We start from the raw sequence: 16,489 nt of genomic DNA on the forward strand, positions 1-16,489 counted from the left end.
CTCCCTCGGCGGAGGCCCGCAAATGCGTGTCCCGCAGGCTGCGTCCGAAAACCATGTTTGCCCAGTGTTTTTTTGTCGCAACCTTGGCCGCAGTCGGTTTTGATGGGACGGCGTTTTGAAATCCCGAACCGATATCGTATTTTTACCGGCGATGAAAAAAAGTTGCAAGGGAATGAAAGATATTTTCACTTTCCGCGATGCAGAAAAACAGGTCGGCCCCGTGGCTTTTACGACCATGCTGAAGCCGGCCGGCTCGGCCTGTAACCTCGATTGCTGCTATTGTTATTACCTCGATAAAGCGGCACAGTATGGCGGCCGGCAAGCCGTGATGAACGACGAGCTGCTGGAACTCTATGTCCGTCAATACATCGAAGCCAACGAAGTGCCGACCGTGCAGTTTTGCTGGCATGGCGGGGAGCCGTTGTTGCTGGGCCTCGACTTTTATCGTCGGGCGACCGCGCTGCAACAGAAATATGCCGATGGCAAACGGATCGAAAACACATTGCAGACCAACGGTATGCTGGTCGACGAGGCGTGGTGCGAATTTTTCGCTGCGAACGATTTTCTGGTGGGCGTTTCGCTCGACGGCCCCGAGGATATTCACGATGCGTTCCGCATGACCCGGGGCGGGGCGCCGACGTTCGGGCGGGTAATGGGAACGATCGGGCTGTTGCGCGACTTCGGCGTGGAATATAATACGTTGAGCGTGGCGAGCCGCCTTTGCGAGGGGCGCGGCGACGAAATCTATCGGTTCTTCCGCGATACGGTGGGCAGCCGCTACATGCAGTTCCTGCCTGCCGTGGAGCATGTCATCGACCGTCCCGGGATGCGCCGCCCGGTAATCGTTTCGCCGGATCACGAGGGGGCGCGGCTGGCCGACTGGTCGATCACGGCACAAGGTTACGGCGATTTTCTGTGCGACATTTTCGACCGATGGGTGGTAAGCGACGTGGGCCGATGCTATGTACAGCTGTTCGAAGCCACGCTGGCGCAATGGTGCGGCGTGCCTCCGGGCGTCTGTTCGATGGGCGAAACGTGCGGCGACGCGCTGGTCGTGGAGCATAACGGCGATGTTTATTCCTGCGATCACTTCGTATATCCCGCATATTTGTTGGGCAATATCCGCGAAACGCCTCTCGCCGAAATCTATCGGTCGCAGAAACGCCGCGACTTCGGACTGGCGAAGCGCAATGCGCTGCCTGCGGAGTGTCTGCGCTGCAAATATTATTTCGCCTGCCGTGGCGAATGCCCGAAACACCGGTTCGAAACGGGCGCGGACGGATGCCGCAAAAATTCGCTCTGCGAGGGCTTGATGCGCTATTTCCGCCATGCCGAACCTTATATGGATCGCATGCGCGAATTGTTGGCCGCAAATGAATCCCCGGCGTGGGTAATGCCTTTCGCCCGGGCGAGAATGGGGCTGGAATAAAGACTCGCCGAGACTATCCGAATTTCTCCGAGTCTCCCGAGTCTTCCCGGGTTTCTCCGAGTCTTCCCGAGTCTTCCCGGGTTTCCCCGAGTCTCCCGAGTCTCCCGAGTCTCCCCGGGTTTTCCCGAGTTTTCCGGACTTTCCCCGGCTTTCCCCAAGTCTCTCCTGGGTCTTTCTGGCTCCCCGGGTTTCTCCGAGTCTCCCCGGGTTTTCCCGGGTCTTCCCGAGTTTTCCGGACTTTCCCCGGCTTTCCCTAAGTCTATCCTGGGTCTTTCTGGCTTCCCGGGCGCAAGGGGCGTGATGTGCGCGAGGGCCTGCCGGCGGGAAAGATGCGCGGGCGGCTCGGGCGGGCGGTAAGCGCGGGCACGACTGGCTGCTGCGAAATAAAAAAAGAGATTCCAGCAAAGGAATCTCTTCGTTTTCGGGTGGAAGAAGGGGTTCGAACCCTCGACCTTCGGAACCACAATCCGACGCTCTAACCAACTGAGCTACATCCACCGTCTATACGGCATGCGTGCCGTATCGGAGTGCAAATGTAATACACTTTTTCGCTTTTGCCAAATAAAACGGGCGAAAAATCGAAATCGCCGTCCGCTGCATGTCAAAATGACAGGCTGGTCTGTATCTTTGTCAGCGCAAGGCCGGCGGAATCTGCCAAAAATGGGTTGGCACACCTCTTGATGGATAGCGAGTTGCAAACGGAGTCCGGATTGCGGAAGATGCGGAGTCCGGATTTGAGAGCCGGATCGCAAAAAGCCGGAAATAGAGTTTCGAATATCAAAGGAACATACATAACTTAACAATTGGAAAAACTATGAACGTAAAACCCTTATCGGATCGCGTGCTGATTCTGCCGAATCCCGCGGAAGAGAAGACGGCCGGCGGCCTCATTATCCCCGACACGGCCAAGGAAAAACCCCTCGCAGGCAAAGTGATCGCCGTTGGCCCCGGCACCAAGGAGGTGGCCATGGAGGTCAAGGCGGGCGACCAGGTGCTCTACGGCAAGTATGCCGGTCAGGAGATTCAGATCGACGGGGTGGACTACCTTATCATGAAGCAGAACGATATTTTGGCAATCATCTAACACGCAAACGACTATGGCAAAGGAAATCAAATATAACGTTGAGGCGCGCGAACTCCTCAAGGAGGGTGTCGACGCGCTGTCGAACGCAGTAAAGGTAACGCTCGGCCCCAAGGGGCGCAACGTCATCATCGACAAGAAGTTCGGTGCTCCGCAGGTAACCAAGGATGGGGTGTCCGTGGCCAAGGAGGTCGAGTTGGAAGACCCGTTCGCCAACATGGGCGCCCAGATGGTCAAGGAGGTTGCCTCCAAAACCAACGACGACGCCGGCGACGGCACGACGACGGCCACCGTGCTGGCCCAGTCGATCATCGGCGTGGGGTTGAAGAACGTGACGGCCGGCGCCAATCCGATGGATCTGAAGCGCGGCATCGACAAGGCGGTGGCCGCCGTGGTCGAGTCGCTGCGCAAGCAGAGCCAGGAGGTAGGTTCCGACTTCGCCAAGATTGAGCAGGTGGCCACCATCTCGGCCAATAACGACGAGAACATCGGCAAGCTCATCGCCGAGGCGATGTCGAAGGTCAACAAGGAGGGTGTCATCACTGTCGAGGAGGCCAAGGGCACCGAGACCCACGTCGAGGTCGTTGAGGGCATGCAGTTCGACCGTGGCTACATCTCGGCCTACTTCATTACCGATCCCGAGAAGATGGAGGCCCAGCTGGAGAAGCCCTACATCTTGATTACGGACAAGAAGATTTCGACCATGAAGGAGCTTATGGGCGTTCTGGAGCCGGTGGCCCAGAGCGGTCGTTCGCTTCTGATCATCGCCGAGGATGTCGATGGCGAGGCGCTGTCGGCTCTGGTAGTCAACAAGCTGCGCGGCACGTTGAAGATCGCTGCCTGCAAGGCTCCGGGCTTCGGCGACCGTCGTAAGGAGATGCTGGAGGACATCGCCGTGCTGACCGGCGCTACGGTCATCTCGACCGACAAGGGCATGAAGATCGAGGATGCAACGCTCGAAATGCTCGGTACGGCTGACAAGGTAACGCTCAACAAGGAGAACACCACCATCGTCGACGGTGCCGGCAAGAAGGAGGAGATCGCCGCCCGTGTGGCGCAGATCCGCGCTTCGATCGACAAGGCTACGTCGGATTACGACAAGGAGAAGCTCCACGAGCGTCTGGCCAAGCTGGCGGGCGGCGTGGCCGTGCTCTACGTCGGTGCCGCTACGGAGGTCGAGATGAAAGAGAAGAAAGATCGCGTCGACGATGCGCTGGCTGCTACGCGTGCTGCCGTCGAAGAGGGTATCGTGCCGGGCGGCGGCGTGGCCTACATCCGCGCTACGGCTGCGCTGGAGGGTATGAAGGGTGCCAACGACGACCAGACGACGGGTATCCAGATCGTCAAGCGTGCCATCGAGGAGCCGCTGCGTCAGATCGTTGCCAATGCCGGCGGCGAGGGTTCGGTCGTGGTCAACAAGGTGCGCGAGGGCAAGGATGCCTTCGGTTACAACGCCCGTGATGACAAGTACGAGGATATGCTCAAGGCCGGTATCATCGACCCGACGAAGGTGTCGCGCGTAGCTTTGGAGAACGCCGCGTCGATCGCTTCGATGTTCCTGACGACCGAGTGCGTGCTGGCCGAGAAGAAGTCCGAGCAGCCTGCTATGCCCCCGATGCCTGCAGGCGGTATGGGCGGCATGATGTAACGGATTCCCGTTTTACGGTAAAACCCCGGTTTGCCTTTGGCAAACCGGGGTTTTGTTTTTTCGGCAGGTTCGGATCAGAGACCGCCGTCGACAAGCCAGCACTTTTCGGAATTGTCGTTGCGCAGGGCCAGCATCAGTTTTTCGGTTTTGCCGTTGGCCAGAAGGACTTTGCAGGGTACGAAGACGCCTGCATACTGGCCCGAGCGTACCGCTTTGCCGATGGCGATGACCGCAAGTCCTCTGTAGTGCGTTTCGAGTTGCTTGCAGATGTCGGGACCATAGTAGTGGAGCGCTTCGTCGAGCAGCGTTTTGTCCCACGATCCCATTGCCCGCAGAATGCGGTTCGCCGCCTCTTCGGCCGATATATCGACCAGCTGCACTCCGGGAATGGGTGCGGCAAGGTCGATCCATCCGATATTTTCAGGAATGGCCGTCAGCGCTGCCCGGTCGACGAGTTCATCGTAGGCGATGGCGGTGCTTTCCAGCAGTACCGGGCGGCTGCCGTCCGGCAGAATGGCTGTGATGCGCAGGTCGAGCAGGCGGCCGCTCTCCTTGTCGAAACGATATTCGCGCAGGGTGTTCGATTCGGCGATGGAGCTGTTGAGCATGTAGTCGCTTCGGCTGAAGTCGCCCTGGGCCGGCATCGTAACGGTAAGCCGGACGCTTCCGTCTTCCTCGGCGATTTCGTACTTCGCTCCTTTCGTCCGGGAGGCCAGCGCCTGTTCGGCAAGCAGCAGCCGTTGCAGATCGAGCAGCAGTCCGAGTTCGCCTTCGGGATGGTAGTTGTCGGCCCGGCTGCACCACCCTTCCCCGGCATTCCGGAGCCACATGCGTGTCAATTCGCCGTCGCAGAGGGCCGTGCGGCCCGATTTCTCTATGCGCCAGCGCAGCGTGTCGCCGTATTCGACCGTTACGGTGCAGGGTATCGGCGGCAGCGCGGGGTCGGTGTAGGTAAAATTCTCGTGGGGTGCTGTCCGGATGCGGAGGGCGATGCGGAGCGTTTTCACGTCGTTCATCGCAGCTACGGCACATCCGAAGTGTTTGCGGGCGGCATAGGCCGGCGTGCGGACAGTGAGTAGGAGAACGCCGGCAAGGATCGTCGCAGCGGCCGCTACGGTGCCGAAGAGGCGGTGGAAGCGATTTCGACGGGGTCGTGCAGCCGATGCGGAGGCCGTCAGGATGCGGTTGCGCAGCTCGTCGGAGGGACGGGGATCGCTGCGTGGCGTAACGGCGTCGAGGGCTTCGTCCGCGGCCCGGAATTCGGCGGCGCACTGGGGGCATTGTTCCAGATGGTGCCGTTCTTCGTCGGTAAGGTTGCGGCCGTCGAGCAGATCGATGATACAATTTCGGAATTCAGTGCAATTCATGGTTTCGGTTTTTACAGATTCGTTTTCATGCGGCTTTTCTTGCTTCGAGATGACCCGGGCCTGCCCGGATCTGTGTTCGGCTTAGAAAAGGTTCGCCATTTTTTTTAGTTTTTCGATGCCGCTGCCGAAGCGGGATTTGACGGTCGAGACCGGACATCGGAGCACCTCGGCGATCTCCGTGAAGCGGAGCGACGCGTAGGTGTGCAGGCGGATCGTCTCGGCCTGTTCGGGCGGGAGCTTGTCGAGGAGTGCTTCGATTCGTCGGGCTTCTTCGTGAGCTTCGCGTTCTTCGGCGCTTTCGTCGGAGGGGGCCGTCAGCTGGTCGAGCGGCACCAGGGGCGTTCGTCGCCGTCGCCGGTCGCAGCAACCGTTGCTTACCATCCGAAAGAGGTAGGCACGCGGGTGGCCGACGGTACGTTCGGGCCTGGATGCCCATTTCAGAAAGGCATCCTGTACGACATCTTCGGCATCCATGCGCGATCCCAACCGGAAAAAGGCGAAGCGGAAGAGCGGCTCGCGGCAGCTGTCGACCAGTTCCTCCAGTTCCTTGAGGCATTCGGGGGTGTGGTTTTTCATGGTTTTCGTTTTTTTACGCGCGTTTGTAAATAAGACGCGGGAAAAGGGAAAAAGACGAAAAAACGCAGGATTTTTTCCTGCGTTTTCGATCGGAATCGGCTGCGGCGGGTTCTTACGACGGTGTGGCCGCATCGGGTCATTCGGCCTGCGATTCCCGGGATTCTTCCGGCATCCATTCGATGATTCCGTCCAACGGATGCCCCGCCAGCCATTCTTCGAACTGCGGCCAGGTGCTCACGCTGTCGCGCAGCACGGCCATGTAGTAGGCTATGCCGGGAATCTTCCGCTCGTCGGGCGTTTCGTATTTGAGCCGCAGGATGGTCGTGCGGGCTTCCTCGGTCAGGGCGGCCGTTATGCGGTCGGCCATGCTTTCGAACCAGCCGTCCCATGGCGACCCGGCCTGCATGTGGATCATGTCGATCTGCCACGTCCGTTCCTCTTCGTCTTCGTACCAGGCGTGCCATTCGAGACAATGGTCGGGTGCGTCGAGCAGGTTGGCGAATTCGATGCGGCGGATGCGGGCGTTTTCCGCCAGACGGGCGATGGCGGCGAAACTCTCCGACAGACGCAGTTGGGGCGAGTAGATGTGGTAGTCGATGTCGCGGTGTTTGACCAGCAGGCCCATGCGGAGCGAGCCGACGAGCCGCGGTTCGGCGCCTGCGGAACGCCAGATTTCCTCCAGCCGGAGTTCGCGGATGATTGCGTGCGCGCGCTGCCGGTTCGCAGCCGCGAGTTCGAGGATCGGTTTCATGCGGGGGAGCGGTTTGTCTAACCTAATAGAATGCGGGCCTGGGCCAGTGCGGCATCGGTTATGGTGTTGCCCGAGAGCATCTTGGCGATTTCGGTAACGCGTTCCTCGTCCGTCAGCCGAGCCACCGAGGTGCGTCCTGCCTGCTTCGAGACGACGAAGTGGGCCGAGCCTTTCGAGGCCACCTGCGGCAGGTGGGTGATGTCGACCACCTGCATTGTGGCGGAGAGCTGGGCGATGATCTCGCCCATGGCGTCGGCTATGCGGCCAGAAACGCCGGTGTCGATCTCGTCGAAGATGATCGTAGGCAGCTGCATACGGCTGGCCAACAGGGACTTGAGTGCCAGCATCACGCGCGATAACTCGCCGCCTGAGGCGATTTTTTCTATCGGCTGGGGCTTGGCGCCGCGGTTGGACGAGAAAAGGAATTCCACTTCGTCGGCGCCTGTGCGGCCGAGGTCGGTCGGGACGATCGTCGTTTCGAACACGGTTTCGGGCATGCCCAGGCGGGCCAGCGTGGCGCAGATGCTCTTGGCGAATGCCGGGGCCGCCTTGGTGCGGGCCTTGCGGAGCCGCTCGGCCAGCGTCTCGGTTTGGGTGCGGGCCTGCTGCAAGGCTTCTTCGGCCGCTGCGATTTCGTCGCTGCCATGGACGATGGCGGCAAGCTGCGCCGTACTCCGGTCGCGCAGGGCGATGAGCGCGGCTTCGTTGGCCACGCGGTGCTTCTGTTGCAGGGCGATGAGCGTGTCGAGCCGGGTCGAGAGTTTGGCCAGACGCGCCGGATCGGCGTCGATGCGTTCGCTCTCGCCGGCCGCCGAGCGGGCGATGTCTTTCAGCTCCTCGATCGCCGAGCGGATGCGTGCGGCATATTCTTCGGCCGCAGGATAGTGGGTTCGGATGTGGCTCAACGCCGTCTCGGCCGTTTTCAGTTGCGGCAGTACGCCTGTTTCGTCGGTGTCCAGCGCGTTGCGCAGGCCGGTAAGGGCCTCGCCGATGCGGTCGGCGTTCTCCAGTACGGCCAATTCTTCTTCGATCTCGGCCTGCTCGCCGGCACGCAGGTTGGCGGCCGTCAGTTCTTCGGTCTGGAAGCGCAGCCACTCTTCGTTGCGGCGTCCCTCCTCGGCAGCTTCGCGCAGCGCGGCGAGGTGTTGTTTCAACTCGTTGAGCTGTTTATATTGCGCGGCATATTGCGTCCGTATTTCACTATTTCCTGCTATCGTGTCGAGGGCCGATATGCGGAACTCCTCCGACGAGAGGATCAGATTCTGATGTTGCGAATGGATGTCGATCAGCCGGGTGCCCAACTCGCGCAGCAGGGTCAGCTGCACGGGCAGGTCGTTGATGAACGAGCGGCTTTTGCCTGCCGGCGTGAGGATGCGCGTGAGAGTGGTCTGCGGGGCGTAGTCGAGGTCGTTTTCCTCGAAAAACGGCTCCAGGCCGCGGCCCGTGAGGTCGAACGTTCCCTCTACCACGCAGTTGCGCGCGGTGTCCTTGACGGCCGAAAGATCGCTGCGGGCGCCCAGCAGCAGCCCCAGCGCGCCCAGCAGGATCGATTTGCCTGCGCCTGTCTCGCCCGTGATGATGTTCAGGTGCGGGTCGGGTTCCAGAACGAGCGAGTCGATCAAGGCGTAGTTTTCGACCGAAAGGCGGCGTAACATGGCGGGATTATTTTAGCAGGGATTCGATTTTCTGTGCGATGTGCGCGGCGACCTCGGTTTTGGCCATCAACGGCAACTCTTGGCGGCCGCCGCGGTCGATGAACGTCACTTTGTTGGTGTCGACGCCGAAGCCGGCCCCGGCATCGCGCAGGGAGTTGAGCACGATGAAATCGAAATTCTTCCGGGCGAGTTTCGCCTCGGCGTTGCTTTGCTCGTGGTCGGTTTCCAGCGCGAAGCCGACCAGCAGGCGGCTGCCTTTGCGGGCGCCCAGATGGGCGGCGATGTCGCGCGTGCGGCGCAGCGTGAGAGTCAGTTCGCCGTTGTCTTTCTTGATTTTCACGTCCGAAACTTCGGCGGGTGTATAGTCGGCCACGGCGGCGCACATGACGGCTCCGTCGGCCTCGGCGAATGCGTCGACCGCAGCATCAAACATCTCGTCGGCCGACACGACGTCGCGCCGTTCGACGCCCGCGGGGGTGGGCAGCGCAGTGGGGCCGCTCACAAGCACCACTGCGGCGCCTCGCCGGGCCAGCTCGCCGGCGATGGCGTATCCCATCTTGCCGGTCGAACGGTTGGAGATGAACCGCACCGGATCGATGGCCTCGACCGTAGCGCCGGCCGTGACTACGAAGCGCTTGCCGAGCAGCGGCCCGGCCGAAGAAGCATGCGGTGCAGAACCCGAATTCCCGAGCGATCCCTCGGAGGGGTTTCTTTCGGGGGCGTCGTTCCCGGGAGCCTGTGAAAACAGCGTGTGCAGAAAGGCAGCTATCTCTTCCGGCTCGGCCATGCGTCCTTTGCCCACCAGACCGCTCGCCAATTCGCCTTCGGCGGGTTCGACGATCGCCACGCCCCGTCGGGCGAGCGCTTGCAGGTTCTCCTGCGTCGCGGCATGGGCATACATGTCCAAATCCATGGCGGGGGCCACGACGACGGGACACCGGGCCGAAAGATAGGTGGTCAGAAGCAGGTTGTCGGCGATGCCGGCGCACATCTTGGCCAGCGTATTGGCAGTAGCCGGGGCGATCAGAAAACAATCGGCCCATTCGCCGAGCGAGACATGGGAGTGCCAGGCGCCGTTTTCGGGGTCGAAGAACTCGACCAGAATCGGGTTTTTCGATAGCGTGGCCATCGTCAGCGGAGTGATGAACTGTTTGGCCAGAGGCGTCATGACCACGCGCACCTCGGCGCCGGCTGTCTTCAGCAGACGGCAGAGTGCGGCCGCCTTGTAGGCGGCGATGCTCCCTGTGATGCCCAACAGAATGCGGCGTCCCCGGAGTGCAGGATATGCGGTTCGCTCGGTCTGCATGCGGATGGGGGCGGAACTATGCTTCCGCCTCGGGCTTGTTCTCCTTGTAGAAAAGTTCGTCGTCGAGGAACTCCTCCGTGGCGATGATCACGGGTTTGGGCAGCCGCTCGTAATAGCGCGAAATCTCGATCTGCTCGCGGTTCTCGAAGGTCTCCTCCATCGTGTCGGTGGGCGAGGAGAAGTCGGCCAGCTTGCGGTTGAGTTCGGTCTTCAACTCGGTCGAAATCTGGTTGGCGCGGCGGGCGATGATGTTGACGGTTTCGTAGATGTTGCCCGTCTCCTTGTCCAGGTCGACCAATTTGCGGGTAACGGTGTTGTTGGGAATGTTCTTCTTGATTTCCATCGTTATATGTTGTTTTCTTTGTTGTTGCGATCCAGAAAATCCCGTGCGTGCTGGGCCATGCGCTCCGCTTCTTTCATGCGGGGCGACTCGGGATAGGCCTCCTTGAACGAGAGGTAGGAGTCCAGCATCGCCAGATAACGGTCGGTCTGTTTCGAAGCGATCGAGTTGCTGGCGAAACGGTAGCCGGCGTCGACGATCAAAAACATGATCTCCTCGCGCCGTTTGCTTTCGGGGTGCTCCTTCAAGGCGTTCTTCAGTGCTGTGATGGCTGCGTTGTAACGCCCGATCTTGTAATAGGTGTAGGCGTTGAGGTAGGCCTTTTCTTGCAGTCGTTCGGTCAGCTCGTCGTTGATTTTCAGAAAGTTGTCCGTATATTGGCTGTCGGGATAGTGCGAGATGAACTCGTTGATGGCGATCAGCGCCTGCTGGGTCATCGTCTGGTCGCGCGAGGGGCCGGGCGCAAGATAGTAGAAACACATGACGTACATCCCCTCGGCTTCCTCGATGAAGACGCTGCGGCCGAACTTGCGGCGGAACTCGTCCAGGAGCATCGATGCGGCATCGTAATCGCGGCTCTTGAATTTGCAGCGGGCGTTGAAATAGGAGATCGAATCTTCGCGCTGCGTGCCGATATAGTAGTGCTGCGCCCCTTCGAAAAGCGTCGAGGCACGCTGCCACTTCTCCTTGTCGTAGTACTCCAGCGCCTTGGAGTAGATGCGGTCGGGCTGTCCGCTTTTGAGCAGGGCGTTCATGCCGCTGCACCCGCTGAAAATGACCGCGATGGCCAGGACGCAAAGGGCGTGTGTGAATGTTTGCTTCATCGAAGAATCTGTTACGGCGCTTTATCGCGCAAAGTTACTCAATAAATCGGGGAATTGCAAAAATAAATGCGACGGCATGGATTCCGCACCGTTGTGCGCAGAGACGCGGCACGTCCCGACACCAACGGCGAAGATGCCGATTTATTGTGCGTAGAGGGCGGGCAAATGGGTGCAGAGGAGAGGTAGGCGCAGTTGTTCGGGACCGCTTGGAGCCGGGCTGGGGCGATTCGGTGCGGGGCCGGTGGGTTTGCGAGCGATATGTTGAGACGGGTGTTACGATCTTTCAGAAGAAGAAGCCGATCGAACCGCCGTATACGATGTCGTGCGGTACCTTGACCCGGTGGACGGAGGCCCCGCAGAAGAACGTTTGCCACACATGGCTCCGAGGGTAGCCCGAGACGCGGAAGTCGATGAAGAAGCGGCGGATGTTCAGTCCCATGCCGCCCATGAGGCCGACGCTGCGGTCGTTGAATCCGATCCGCAGGATTTCGGCGGCGCTGCTGCGGTTGCTGTGGCTCAGCCGGAAGAGCGGTCCGCCGAAGAACCGCAGCGGCCCGAACTGCAAACCGGCCTGCACCGGCATTTCCAGACGTCCGGTGCGCAGGCGGACGATGCGCCGGTCGGTGTTTATGGCCAAAACATCGTAGTTGACCAGTGCATAGCCGAGTTCGCCTTGAAGGTGGAAGCGGCGCGACAGGTCGATCCGCACGACGGCGCCCGCTTCGTAGCCCGCGCGGGCATTTCCCGGTGCGAACCAAGTGTCGCCGATTTGCAGCCGGTCGAATCGGTAGTGGCTCAGGTTGATTCCGCCCCGGATTCCGATCCGGAACCGCTTGGCCGAGGCTTCCGGGATACTCAGCATCAGCAGGAAAACGAGCAATGCAGATAGTTTTTTCATGGTTCGGTTCGTTTTGGACGGGTTACAGCAACGGTGCGAGCAGCCGCAGCAGGTCGCCCGTCGTGCGTCGCCAGGGGGCCGGCCGCCAGGTCTGCGGTTCGACGCGCGTGCAGGAGGCCCGGTCGGCGTCGAACGTGGCGGCCATGCGGCGGGCCGTTTCGCGGTCGCGGATGAAAGCCGTCACTTCGAGGTTGTCCATCAGGCTGCGGTAATCCATGTTGGCCGTGCCGATCGAGACCAGAAAGTCGTCGACGATCAGCACTTTGGCATGTAGGAAGCCGTTGTCGTAGCGGTAGAGTTCGACTCCGGCGGCGAGCAGGTCTTCGACATAGGAATCGGCCGCCAGATCGGTCAGGAGCGAGTCGCTGCACGAGGGGATCATCGCTTCGACCCGCACGCCGCAGCTTACCGCCAGCCGCAGGGCGTCGAGGATCAGTGTGGGCGGCATGAAATAGGGCGAGCACAGGCGGACATGTCGGTGTGCGCGTACGATCGCTGCGGCGAACGCTTCGGCCAGCGTGGTGCGCGAGGTGCCTTCTTCGGCCCAGGCGATCTGCACGGAAAGCGGTTGGCGGATGGCGTGCGCACACGTGTGGAGCGCCGGGTCGAGCCGCTCGCCGCAGGCTGCGGCCCAATCGTCGAGAAAGAGCCGTTGCAGGTCGGCTACGGCGTCGCCCTCCATGCGCAGATGTTCGTCGCGCCACTTGCCCATGTCGTCGCCGTCGAGGTAGTATGCGGCGATGTTGATGCCGCCCAGGTAGGCTACTTTGCCGTCTGCGACGACTATTTTGCGGTGGTTGCGCCGTGCGGCCCGGGGCGTGAACCAGGGAAACCGGATCGGCGCGTAGGCTGCCGTGCGGATGCCGGCCCGGTGCATGCGCCGCAGCATCGGCCGGGGCAGCCTCCACGATCCTACGGCATCGTAGATGACGCGTACTTCGACTCCGGCGCGCGATTTGCGGATCAGGATGTCGGCAATGGTGCGTCCGACGCGGTCGTCGCGGAAGATGTAGTATTCCATGTGGATAGAGCGCGTAGCCCGCTGCAAGGTGGCGATCAGGGCCGAAAAGGCGTTGCTTCCGTTGTGCAGCAGGTCGATGCGGTTGCGGGGCGTGGGACGGGTGTTGCAGCCTTGGGCGATGATCCGCCCCAGGGCGTCGCCGCGGAACGGCGGTTCGCAGCGCGGCGGAGCGGGACGGCGATAACCTGCCAGAATGTAGAGCAGCGTGCCCGCCGCGGGCAGCAGCAGGACGATCGCGCCCCAGACCGCGGCCGAAGCAGGCGTGCGGTGGCGGCGCGTGAGGAAAATCAGCGCGCATGCGCTCCACAGCAGATGGAAAGCCAACAAAGCAAGCATATTCCGCCGTCGGGCACACTCCGTGCCATGGAGCGCGAAAAAGATTTGGAAATTCGGATTTTACTTGTTACCTTTGTCTGTACATAGAGTACGGAGGGTTCTGGCCATCAGGCCAGGATTCTTGTTTTTTGCGTTTTTTGCAATCGGAGCGTCCGTTGGGACGACCCGTGGAAAGAAATTTTTTACGTTATGGCAAAAGAGATTATTTATCTGACGGCGGAGGGCTACCGGAAGCTCAAAGAAGAACTCGATCACATGCGTTCCGTCGAGCGTCCGGCCATTTCGGCAGCCATTGCCGAAGCACGCGACAAGGGCGATCTGTCGGAGAACGCAGAATACGATGCGGCCCGCGAGGCCCAGGGGCTGCTGGAGATGCGCATCGCCAAGATGGAAGATACGATCGCCAATGCGCGGATCATCGACGAGTCGAAGATCGACAAGAGCAAGGTGCAGATATTGAGCAAAGTGACGCTTCTCAACCGCAATACGGGCAAGCAGATGGTCTATACGATCGTCGCCGAGCACGAGGCCAACCTGCGCGAGGGCAAGCTGGCGATCGGCACGCCCATCGCCAAGGCGCTGCTGGGCCACAAGAAGGGCGACTGCGTGGAGGTCGAGGTGCCGGCCGGGACGGTGCATTTCGAGATTCTGGACATCAACATATGACAACGCGCGGATGCGTCCGGACGGCGGAGCCGTCGGGGTGCATGCCTGCATACCTATTTGTCGGTATTTTGACAGGGCTGCCTTGGGGGCAGTCCTGTTTTTTCATACTTTTGCCCGCGAAACCATTGAAACCCGAATATGAAGAATATCTTCCTTTCCTTACTGCTGCTTGGAGCGTCGCTGTGCCGTGCGGTTGCGGCCGAAGCACCTCCCGCACATACCGACGCCAATCTTGTAGGGCATGTCGTCGACCGCGACACGCGCGAGCATCTTCCGTTTGCAGCCGTGGCCATCGTGGGGACGGTCTACGGCACGGTAACCGATGCGTCGGGCCATTATTTCCTCAAGAATCTGCCCGAAGGCCTCTGCACGGTCGAGGTGCGTGCGCTGGGCTATGCCACGGTGCAGCAGCAGGTCGTGCTGCGGGCGCACGAGACCCGGGAGGTCAACTTCGAGGCGACGCCTACCGGCATATCGATGGACGAAGTGGTCGTTTCGGCCAGCCGCACCGCCACCCTGCGGCGCGAGGCGCCTGCGCTGGTAAGCGTGTTGAACGCCGATCTTTTCGAGAAGACCAATTCGGCGTCGCTCGCCGGAGCGCTGTCGTTCCAGCCCGGCGTGCGTGTGGAGGACGATTGCCAGAACTGCGGCTTCGCTCAGGTGCGCATCAATGGTCTCGACGGCCATTATTCGCAGATTCTGGTCGACTCGCACCCCATATTTTCGGCCCTGACGGGTGTCTACGGACTGGAACAGATTCCGGCCAACATGATCGAGCGCGTGGAGGTGCTGCGCGGCGGCGGGTCGGCGCTTTACGGCTCGTCGGCCATAGGCGGCACGATCAACATCATCACGCGCGAACCTTCGCGCAGCTCGGCGTCGCTTTCGCACACCCTCACTTCGATCGGTTGCCGGGGCGCCTACGACAACAATACGATGCTCAACGCTTCGTATGTTGCCGACAATCGCCGCGCGGGGCTTTGCGTTTTCGGGCAGAACCGCCATCGCTCCGGCTACGATCACGACGGCGACGGATTCACTGAGCTGCCCGCCATCCGGTCGCAGTCGGTCGGATTGCGTTCGTTCTTGCGGACGGGCGCCCGTTCGCGCATTACGGCGCAATATCATCATGTGGCCGAATACCGGCGCGGAGGCGATCGGCTCGACCTGCCGCCCCACGAAGCGATGGTCGCCGAGCAGACCGACCATTCGATCGACGGGGGCAGCCTGTCGTTCGATTTTTCGACGTCCGACCGCCGCGATCGGGTCAACCTCTATGCTTCGTTCCAGAACACCTCCCGCAGGAGCTACTACGGTTCGCAGCAAGACCCCGACGCTTACGGGCGTACGCACGATTTCACGGCGGCGACGGGTGCACAATATATCCATGCGTTCGAAAAACTATGGTTCATGCCCTCGGAACTTACCGTGGGGGCGGAGTACAGCTGCGATGACCTTTCCGACCGGTCGATCGGCTACGGCATGGCGACCGATCAGACGGTGCACATCGCGGGCGCTTATTTCCAGAACGAATGGAAAACGAAAAAGTGGTCGCTGCTCGTCGGCGGGCGGCTCGACAAGCATAGCATGGTCGGGCACGCCATCTTCAGCCCGCGCATCAACGTGCGCTACAATCCCACCGAGTCGGTCAATCTGCGCGCAAGCTACGCCGGGGGCTATCGTGCGCCGCAGGCTTTCGACGAGGACATGCACATAGCCGTGGTGGGCGGCGAGCGGGTGCGCATCCGGCTGGCCGACGGACTCAGGGAGGAGCGCTCCCACAGCGTGAGCCTTTCGGCCGATCTCTACCGCAAGTTCGGCAGTGTGCAGACCAACTTGCTGGTCGAAGGGTTTTACACGAAGCTCGATGATGTGTTCGCCTTGCGCGATCTTTCCGAACCTGCGGACGACGGCTCTACGATCCGCGAACGATACAACGGTTCGGGCGCCACGGTCGCCGGAGTCAATATCGAGGGCCGCGCCATCTTCAGCCGCTGGTTCGAGTTGCAGGCCGGCATGACATGGCAGCAGAGCCGTTATCAAGAACCCGAATATTGGAGCGAAGACGAGACGGCGGCTCCCGTGCGGCGCATGTTCCGCACGCCCGACATGTATGGCTATTTTACGGCCGCGATCAAGCCCTGGCGGACGCTCGCCGTCGATGTGACGGGCAGCTGCACGGGCGAAATGCTGGTCCAGCATATGGCCGGCTCGGGCACCGACCGCGACGTGGCCGTGACGACGCCCCGTTTTTTCGACATGGGTGTCCGCCTGAGCTACGATCTGCGTATCTACAAGGAGTTTACGATGCAATTCTATGCCGGCGTGCAGAACCTTTTCAATGCTTATCAAAAGGATTTCGACCGCGGTGCCGACCGCGATTCGGGCTATGTTTACGGCCCCTCGCTTCCGCGCAGCTGGTTTGTCGGGGTCAAATTGAGTTTTTGACGGATGCTCTGTCGGGCGACCGGTGCAACCCGATTCGGCGGGTATGGAAATTACGAATAGGCCGCCGCGAATGCAGTGATTGCGAATGCGGACGCTGTGACTATGAAAGAATCGCCCCTGCCGCAACATACGGCAGGGGCGAT

The 16,489-nt window shown here is 60.9% G+C and carries 14 protein-coding genes and 1 tRNA gene; 5 read left to right on the top strand and 10 right to left on the bottom strand.

Annotated elements, in window-relative coordinates:
* The first annotated feature begins 172 nt into the window (after positions 1-172).
* Positions 173-1,429 (top strand): anaerobic sulfatase maturase, encoded by a 1,257-nt coding sequence (locus QZ298_RS05685; RefSeq protein ID WP_296006466.1) that lies wholly within the window; start codon positions 173-175, stop codon positions 1,427-1,429.
* A 423-nt stretch (positions 1,430-1,852) separates the two neighbouring features.
* Here QZ298_RS05685 and QZ298_RS05690 read toward each other — a convergent pair.
* Positions 1,853-1,928: transfer RNA gene (locus tag QZ298_RS05690), tRNA-His, on the bottom strand.
* Positions 1,929-2,243: 315 nt separating this feature from the next.
* Between QZ298_RS05690 and groES the strand changes: the two genes are divergently transcribed.
* Positions 2,244-2,513, top strand: a complete 270-nt coding sequence (gene groES / locus QZ298_RS05695) for a co-chaperone GroES (RefSeq protein WP_296006469.1) — start codon at positions 2,244-2,246, stop codon at positions 2,511-2,513.
* Positions 2,514-2,526: 13 nt separating this feature from the next.
* The gene (gene groL, locus QZ298_RS05700; RefSeq protein ID WP_296006471.1) at positions 2,527-4,158 is read left to right on the top strand and encodes a chaperonin GroEL; all 1,632 of its coding nucleotides are present in this window, start codon (positions 2,527-2,529) and stop codon (positions 4,156-4,158) included.
* A gap of 74 nt (positions 4,159-4,232) precedes the next feature.
* On the opposite strand, the gene QZ298_RS05705 is transcribed toward groL, so the two are convergent.
* The 9 genes from QZ298_RS05705 to cls form a co-directional block, all read right to left on the bottom strand.
* Positions 4,233-5,525 (bottom strand): hypothetical protein, encoded by a 1,293-nt coding sequence (locus QZ298_RS05705; protein ID WP_296006473.1) that lies wholly within the window; start codon positions 5,523-5,525, stop codon positions 4,233-4,235.
* Positions 5,526-5,606: 81 nt separating this feature from the next.
* Positions 5,607-6,101 (bottom strand): RNA polymerase sigma factor, encoded by a 495-nt coding sequence (locus QZ298_RS05710; RefSeq protein ID WP_296006476.1) that lies wholly within the window; start codon positions 6,099-6,101, stop codon positions 5,607-5,609.
* Positions 6,102-6,237: 136 nt separating this feature from the next.
* The gene (locus QZ298_RS05715) at positions 6,238-6,852 is read right to left on the bottom strand and encodes a phosphoglycerate mutase family protein (RefSeq protein WP_296006479.1); all 615 of its coding nucleotides are present in this window, start codon (positions 6,850-6,852) and stop codon (positions 6,238-6,240) included.
* A gap of 17 nt (positions 6,853-6,869) precedes the next feature.
* On the bottom strand, positions 6,870-8,507 hold the full coding sequence (recN, locus tag QZ298_RS05720; RefSeq protein WP_296006482.1) for a DNA repair protein RecN: 1,638 nt from the start codon (positions 8,505-8,507) through the stop codon (positions 6,870-6,872).
* 7 nt (positions 8,508-8,514) lie between these two features.
* Complete coding sequence (locus QZ298_RS05725; RefSeq protein WP_296006485.1) at positions 8,515-9,813, bottom strand: bifunctional phosphopantothenoylcysteine decarboxylase/phosphopantothenate synthase; 1,299 nt, start codon at positions 9,811-9,813, stop codon at positions 8,515-8,517.
* A gap of 16 nt (positions 9,814-9,829) precedes the next feature.
* On the bottom strand, positions 9,830-10,156 hold the full coding sequence (locus tag QZ298_RS05730) for a DNA-directed RNA polymerase subunit omega (protein WP_287922542.1): 327 nt from the start codon (positions 10,154-10,156) through the stop codon (positions 9,830-9,832).
* 2 nt (positions 10,157-10,158) lie between these two features.
* The gene (locus QZ298_RS05735; RefSeq protein WP_296006492.1) at positions 10,159-10,977 is read right to left on the bottom strand and encodes an outer membrane protein assembly factor BamD; all 819 of its coding nucleotides are present in this window, start codon (positions 10,975-10,977) and stop codon (positions 10,159-10,161) included.
* Positions 10,978-11,260: 283 nt separating this feature from the next.
* Positions 11,261-11,875: a porin family protein gene (locus tag QZ298_RS05740; protein ID WP_296006495.1), complete on the bottom strand. Its 615-nt coding sequence runs from the start codon at positions 11,873-11,875 to the stop codon at positions 11,261-11,263.
* A 22-nt stretch (positions 11,876-11,897) separates the two neighbouring features.
* Positions 11,898-13,232, bottom strand: a complete 1,335-nt coding sequence (gene cls, locus QZ298_RS05745; RefSeq protein ID WP_296006497.1) for a cardiolipin synthase — start codon at positions 13,230-13,232, stop codon at positions 11,898-11,900.
* Between the two features lie 189 nt (positions 13,233-13,421).
* Between cls and greA the strand changes: the two genes are divergently transcribed.
* The gene (greA, locus tag QZ298_RS05750) at positions 13,422-13,898 is read left to right on the top strand and encodes a transcription elongation factor GreA (RefSeq protein ID WP_296006501.1); all 477 of its coding nucleotides are present in this window, start codon (positions 13,422-13,424) and stop codon (positions 13,896-13,898) included.
* A 138-nt stretch (positions 13,899-14,036) separates the two neighbouring features.
* The gene (locus QZ298_RS05755) at positions 14,037-16,346 is read left to right on the top strand and encodes a TonB-dependent receptor (protein ID WP_296006504.1); all 2,310 of its coding nucleotides are present in this window, start codon (positions 14,037-14,039) and stop codon (positions 16,344-16,346) included.
* The last annotated feature ends 143 nt before the right edge of the window (positions 16,347-16,489 follow it).

It is taken from the genome of uncultured Alistipes sp., assembly GCF_910580175.1.
Classification (GTDB): Bacteria; Bacteroidota; Bacteroidia; order Bacteroidales; family Rikenellaceae; genus Alistipes.

Coding starts and splice junctions, on each gene's coding strand:
- QZ298_RS05685 (WP_296006466.1), top strand. CDS start 173: ATGAAAGATATTTTCACTTTCCGCGATGCAGAAAAACAGGTCGGCCCC.
- groES (WP_296006469.1), top strand. CDS start 2,244: ATGAACGTAAAACCCTTATCGGATCGCGTGCTGATTCTGCCGAATCCC.
- groL (WP_296006471.1), top strand. CDS start 2,527: ATGGCAAAGGAAATCAAATATAACGTTGAGGCGCGCGAACTCCTCAAG.
- QZ298_RS05705 (WP_296006473.1), bottom strand. CDS start 5,525: ATGAATTGCACTGAATTCCGAAATTGTATCATCGATCTGCTCGACGGC.
- QZ298_RS05710 (WP_296006476.1), bottom strand. CDS start 6,101: ATGAAAAACCACACCCCCGAATGCCTCAAGGAACTGGAGGAACTGGTC.
- QZ298_RS05715 (WP_296006479.1), bottom strand. CDS start 6,852: ATGAAACCGATCCTCGAACTCGCGGCTGCGAACCGGCAGCGCGCGCAC.
- recN (WP_296006482.1), bottom strand. CDS start 8,507: ATGTTACGCCGCCTTTCGGTCGAAAACTACGCCTTGATCGACTCGCTC.
- QZ298_RS05725 (WP_296006485.1), bottom strand. CDS start 9,813: ATGCAGACCGAGCGAACCGCATATCCTGCACTCCGGGGACGCCGCATT.
- QZ298_RS05730 (WP_287922542.1), bottom strand. CDS start 10,156: ATGGAAATCAAGAAGAACATTCCCAACAACACCGTTACCCGCAAATTG.
- QZ298_RS05735 (WP_296006492.1), bottom strand. CDS start 10,977: ATGAAGCAAACATTCACACACGCCCTTTGCGTCCTGGCCATCGCGGTC.
- QZ298_RS05740 (WP_296006495.1), bottom strand. CDS start 11,875: ATGAAAAAACTATCTGCATTGCTCGTTTTCCTGCTGATGCTGAGTATC.
- cls (WP_296006497.1), bottom strand. CDS start 13,232: ATGCTTGCTTTGTTGGCTTTCCATCTGCTGTGGAGCGCATGCGCGCTG.
- greA (WP_296006501.1), top strand. CDS start 13,422: ATGGCAAAAGAGATTATTTATCTGACGGCGGAGGGCTACCGGAAGCTC.
- QZ298_RS05755 (WP_296006504.1), top strand. CDS start 14,037: ATGAAGAATATCTTCCTTTCCTTACTGCTGCTTGGAGCGTCGCTGTGC.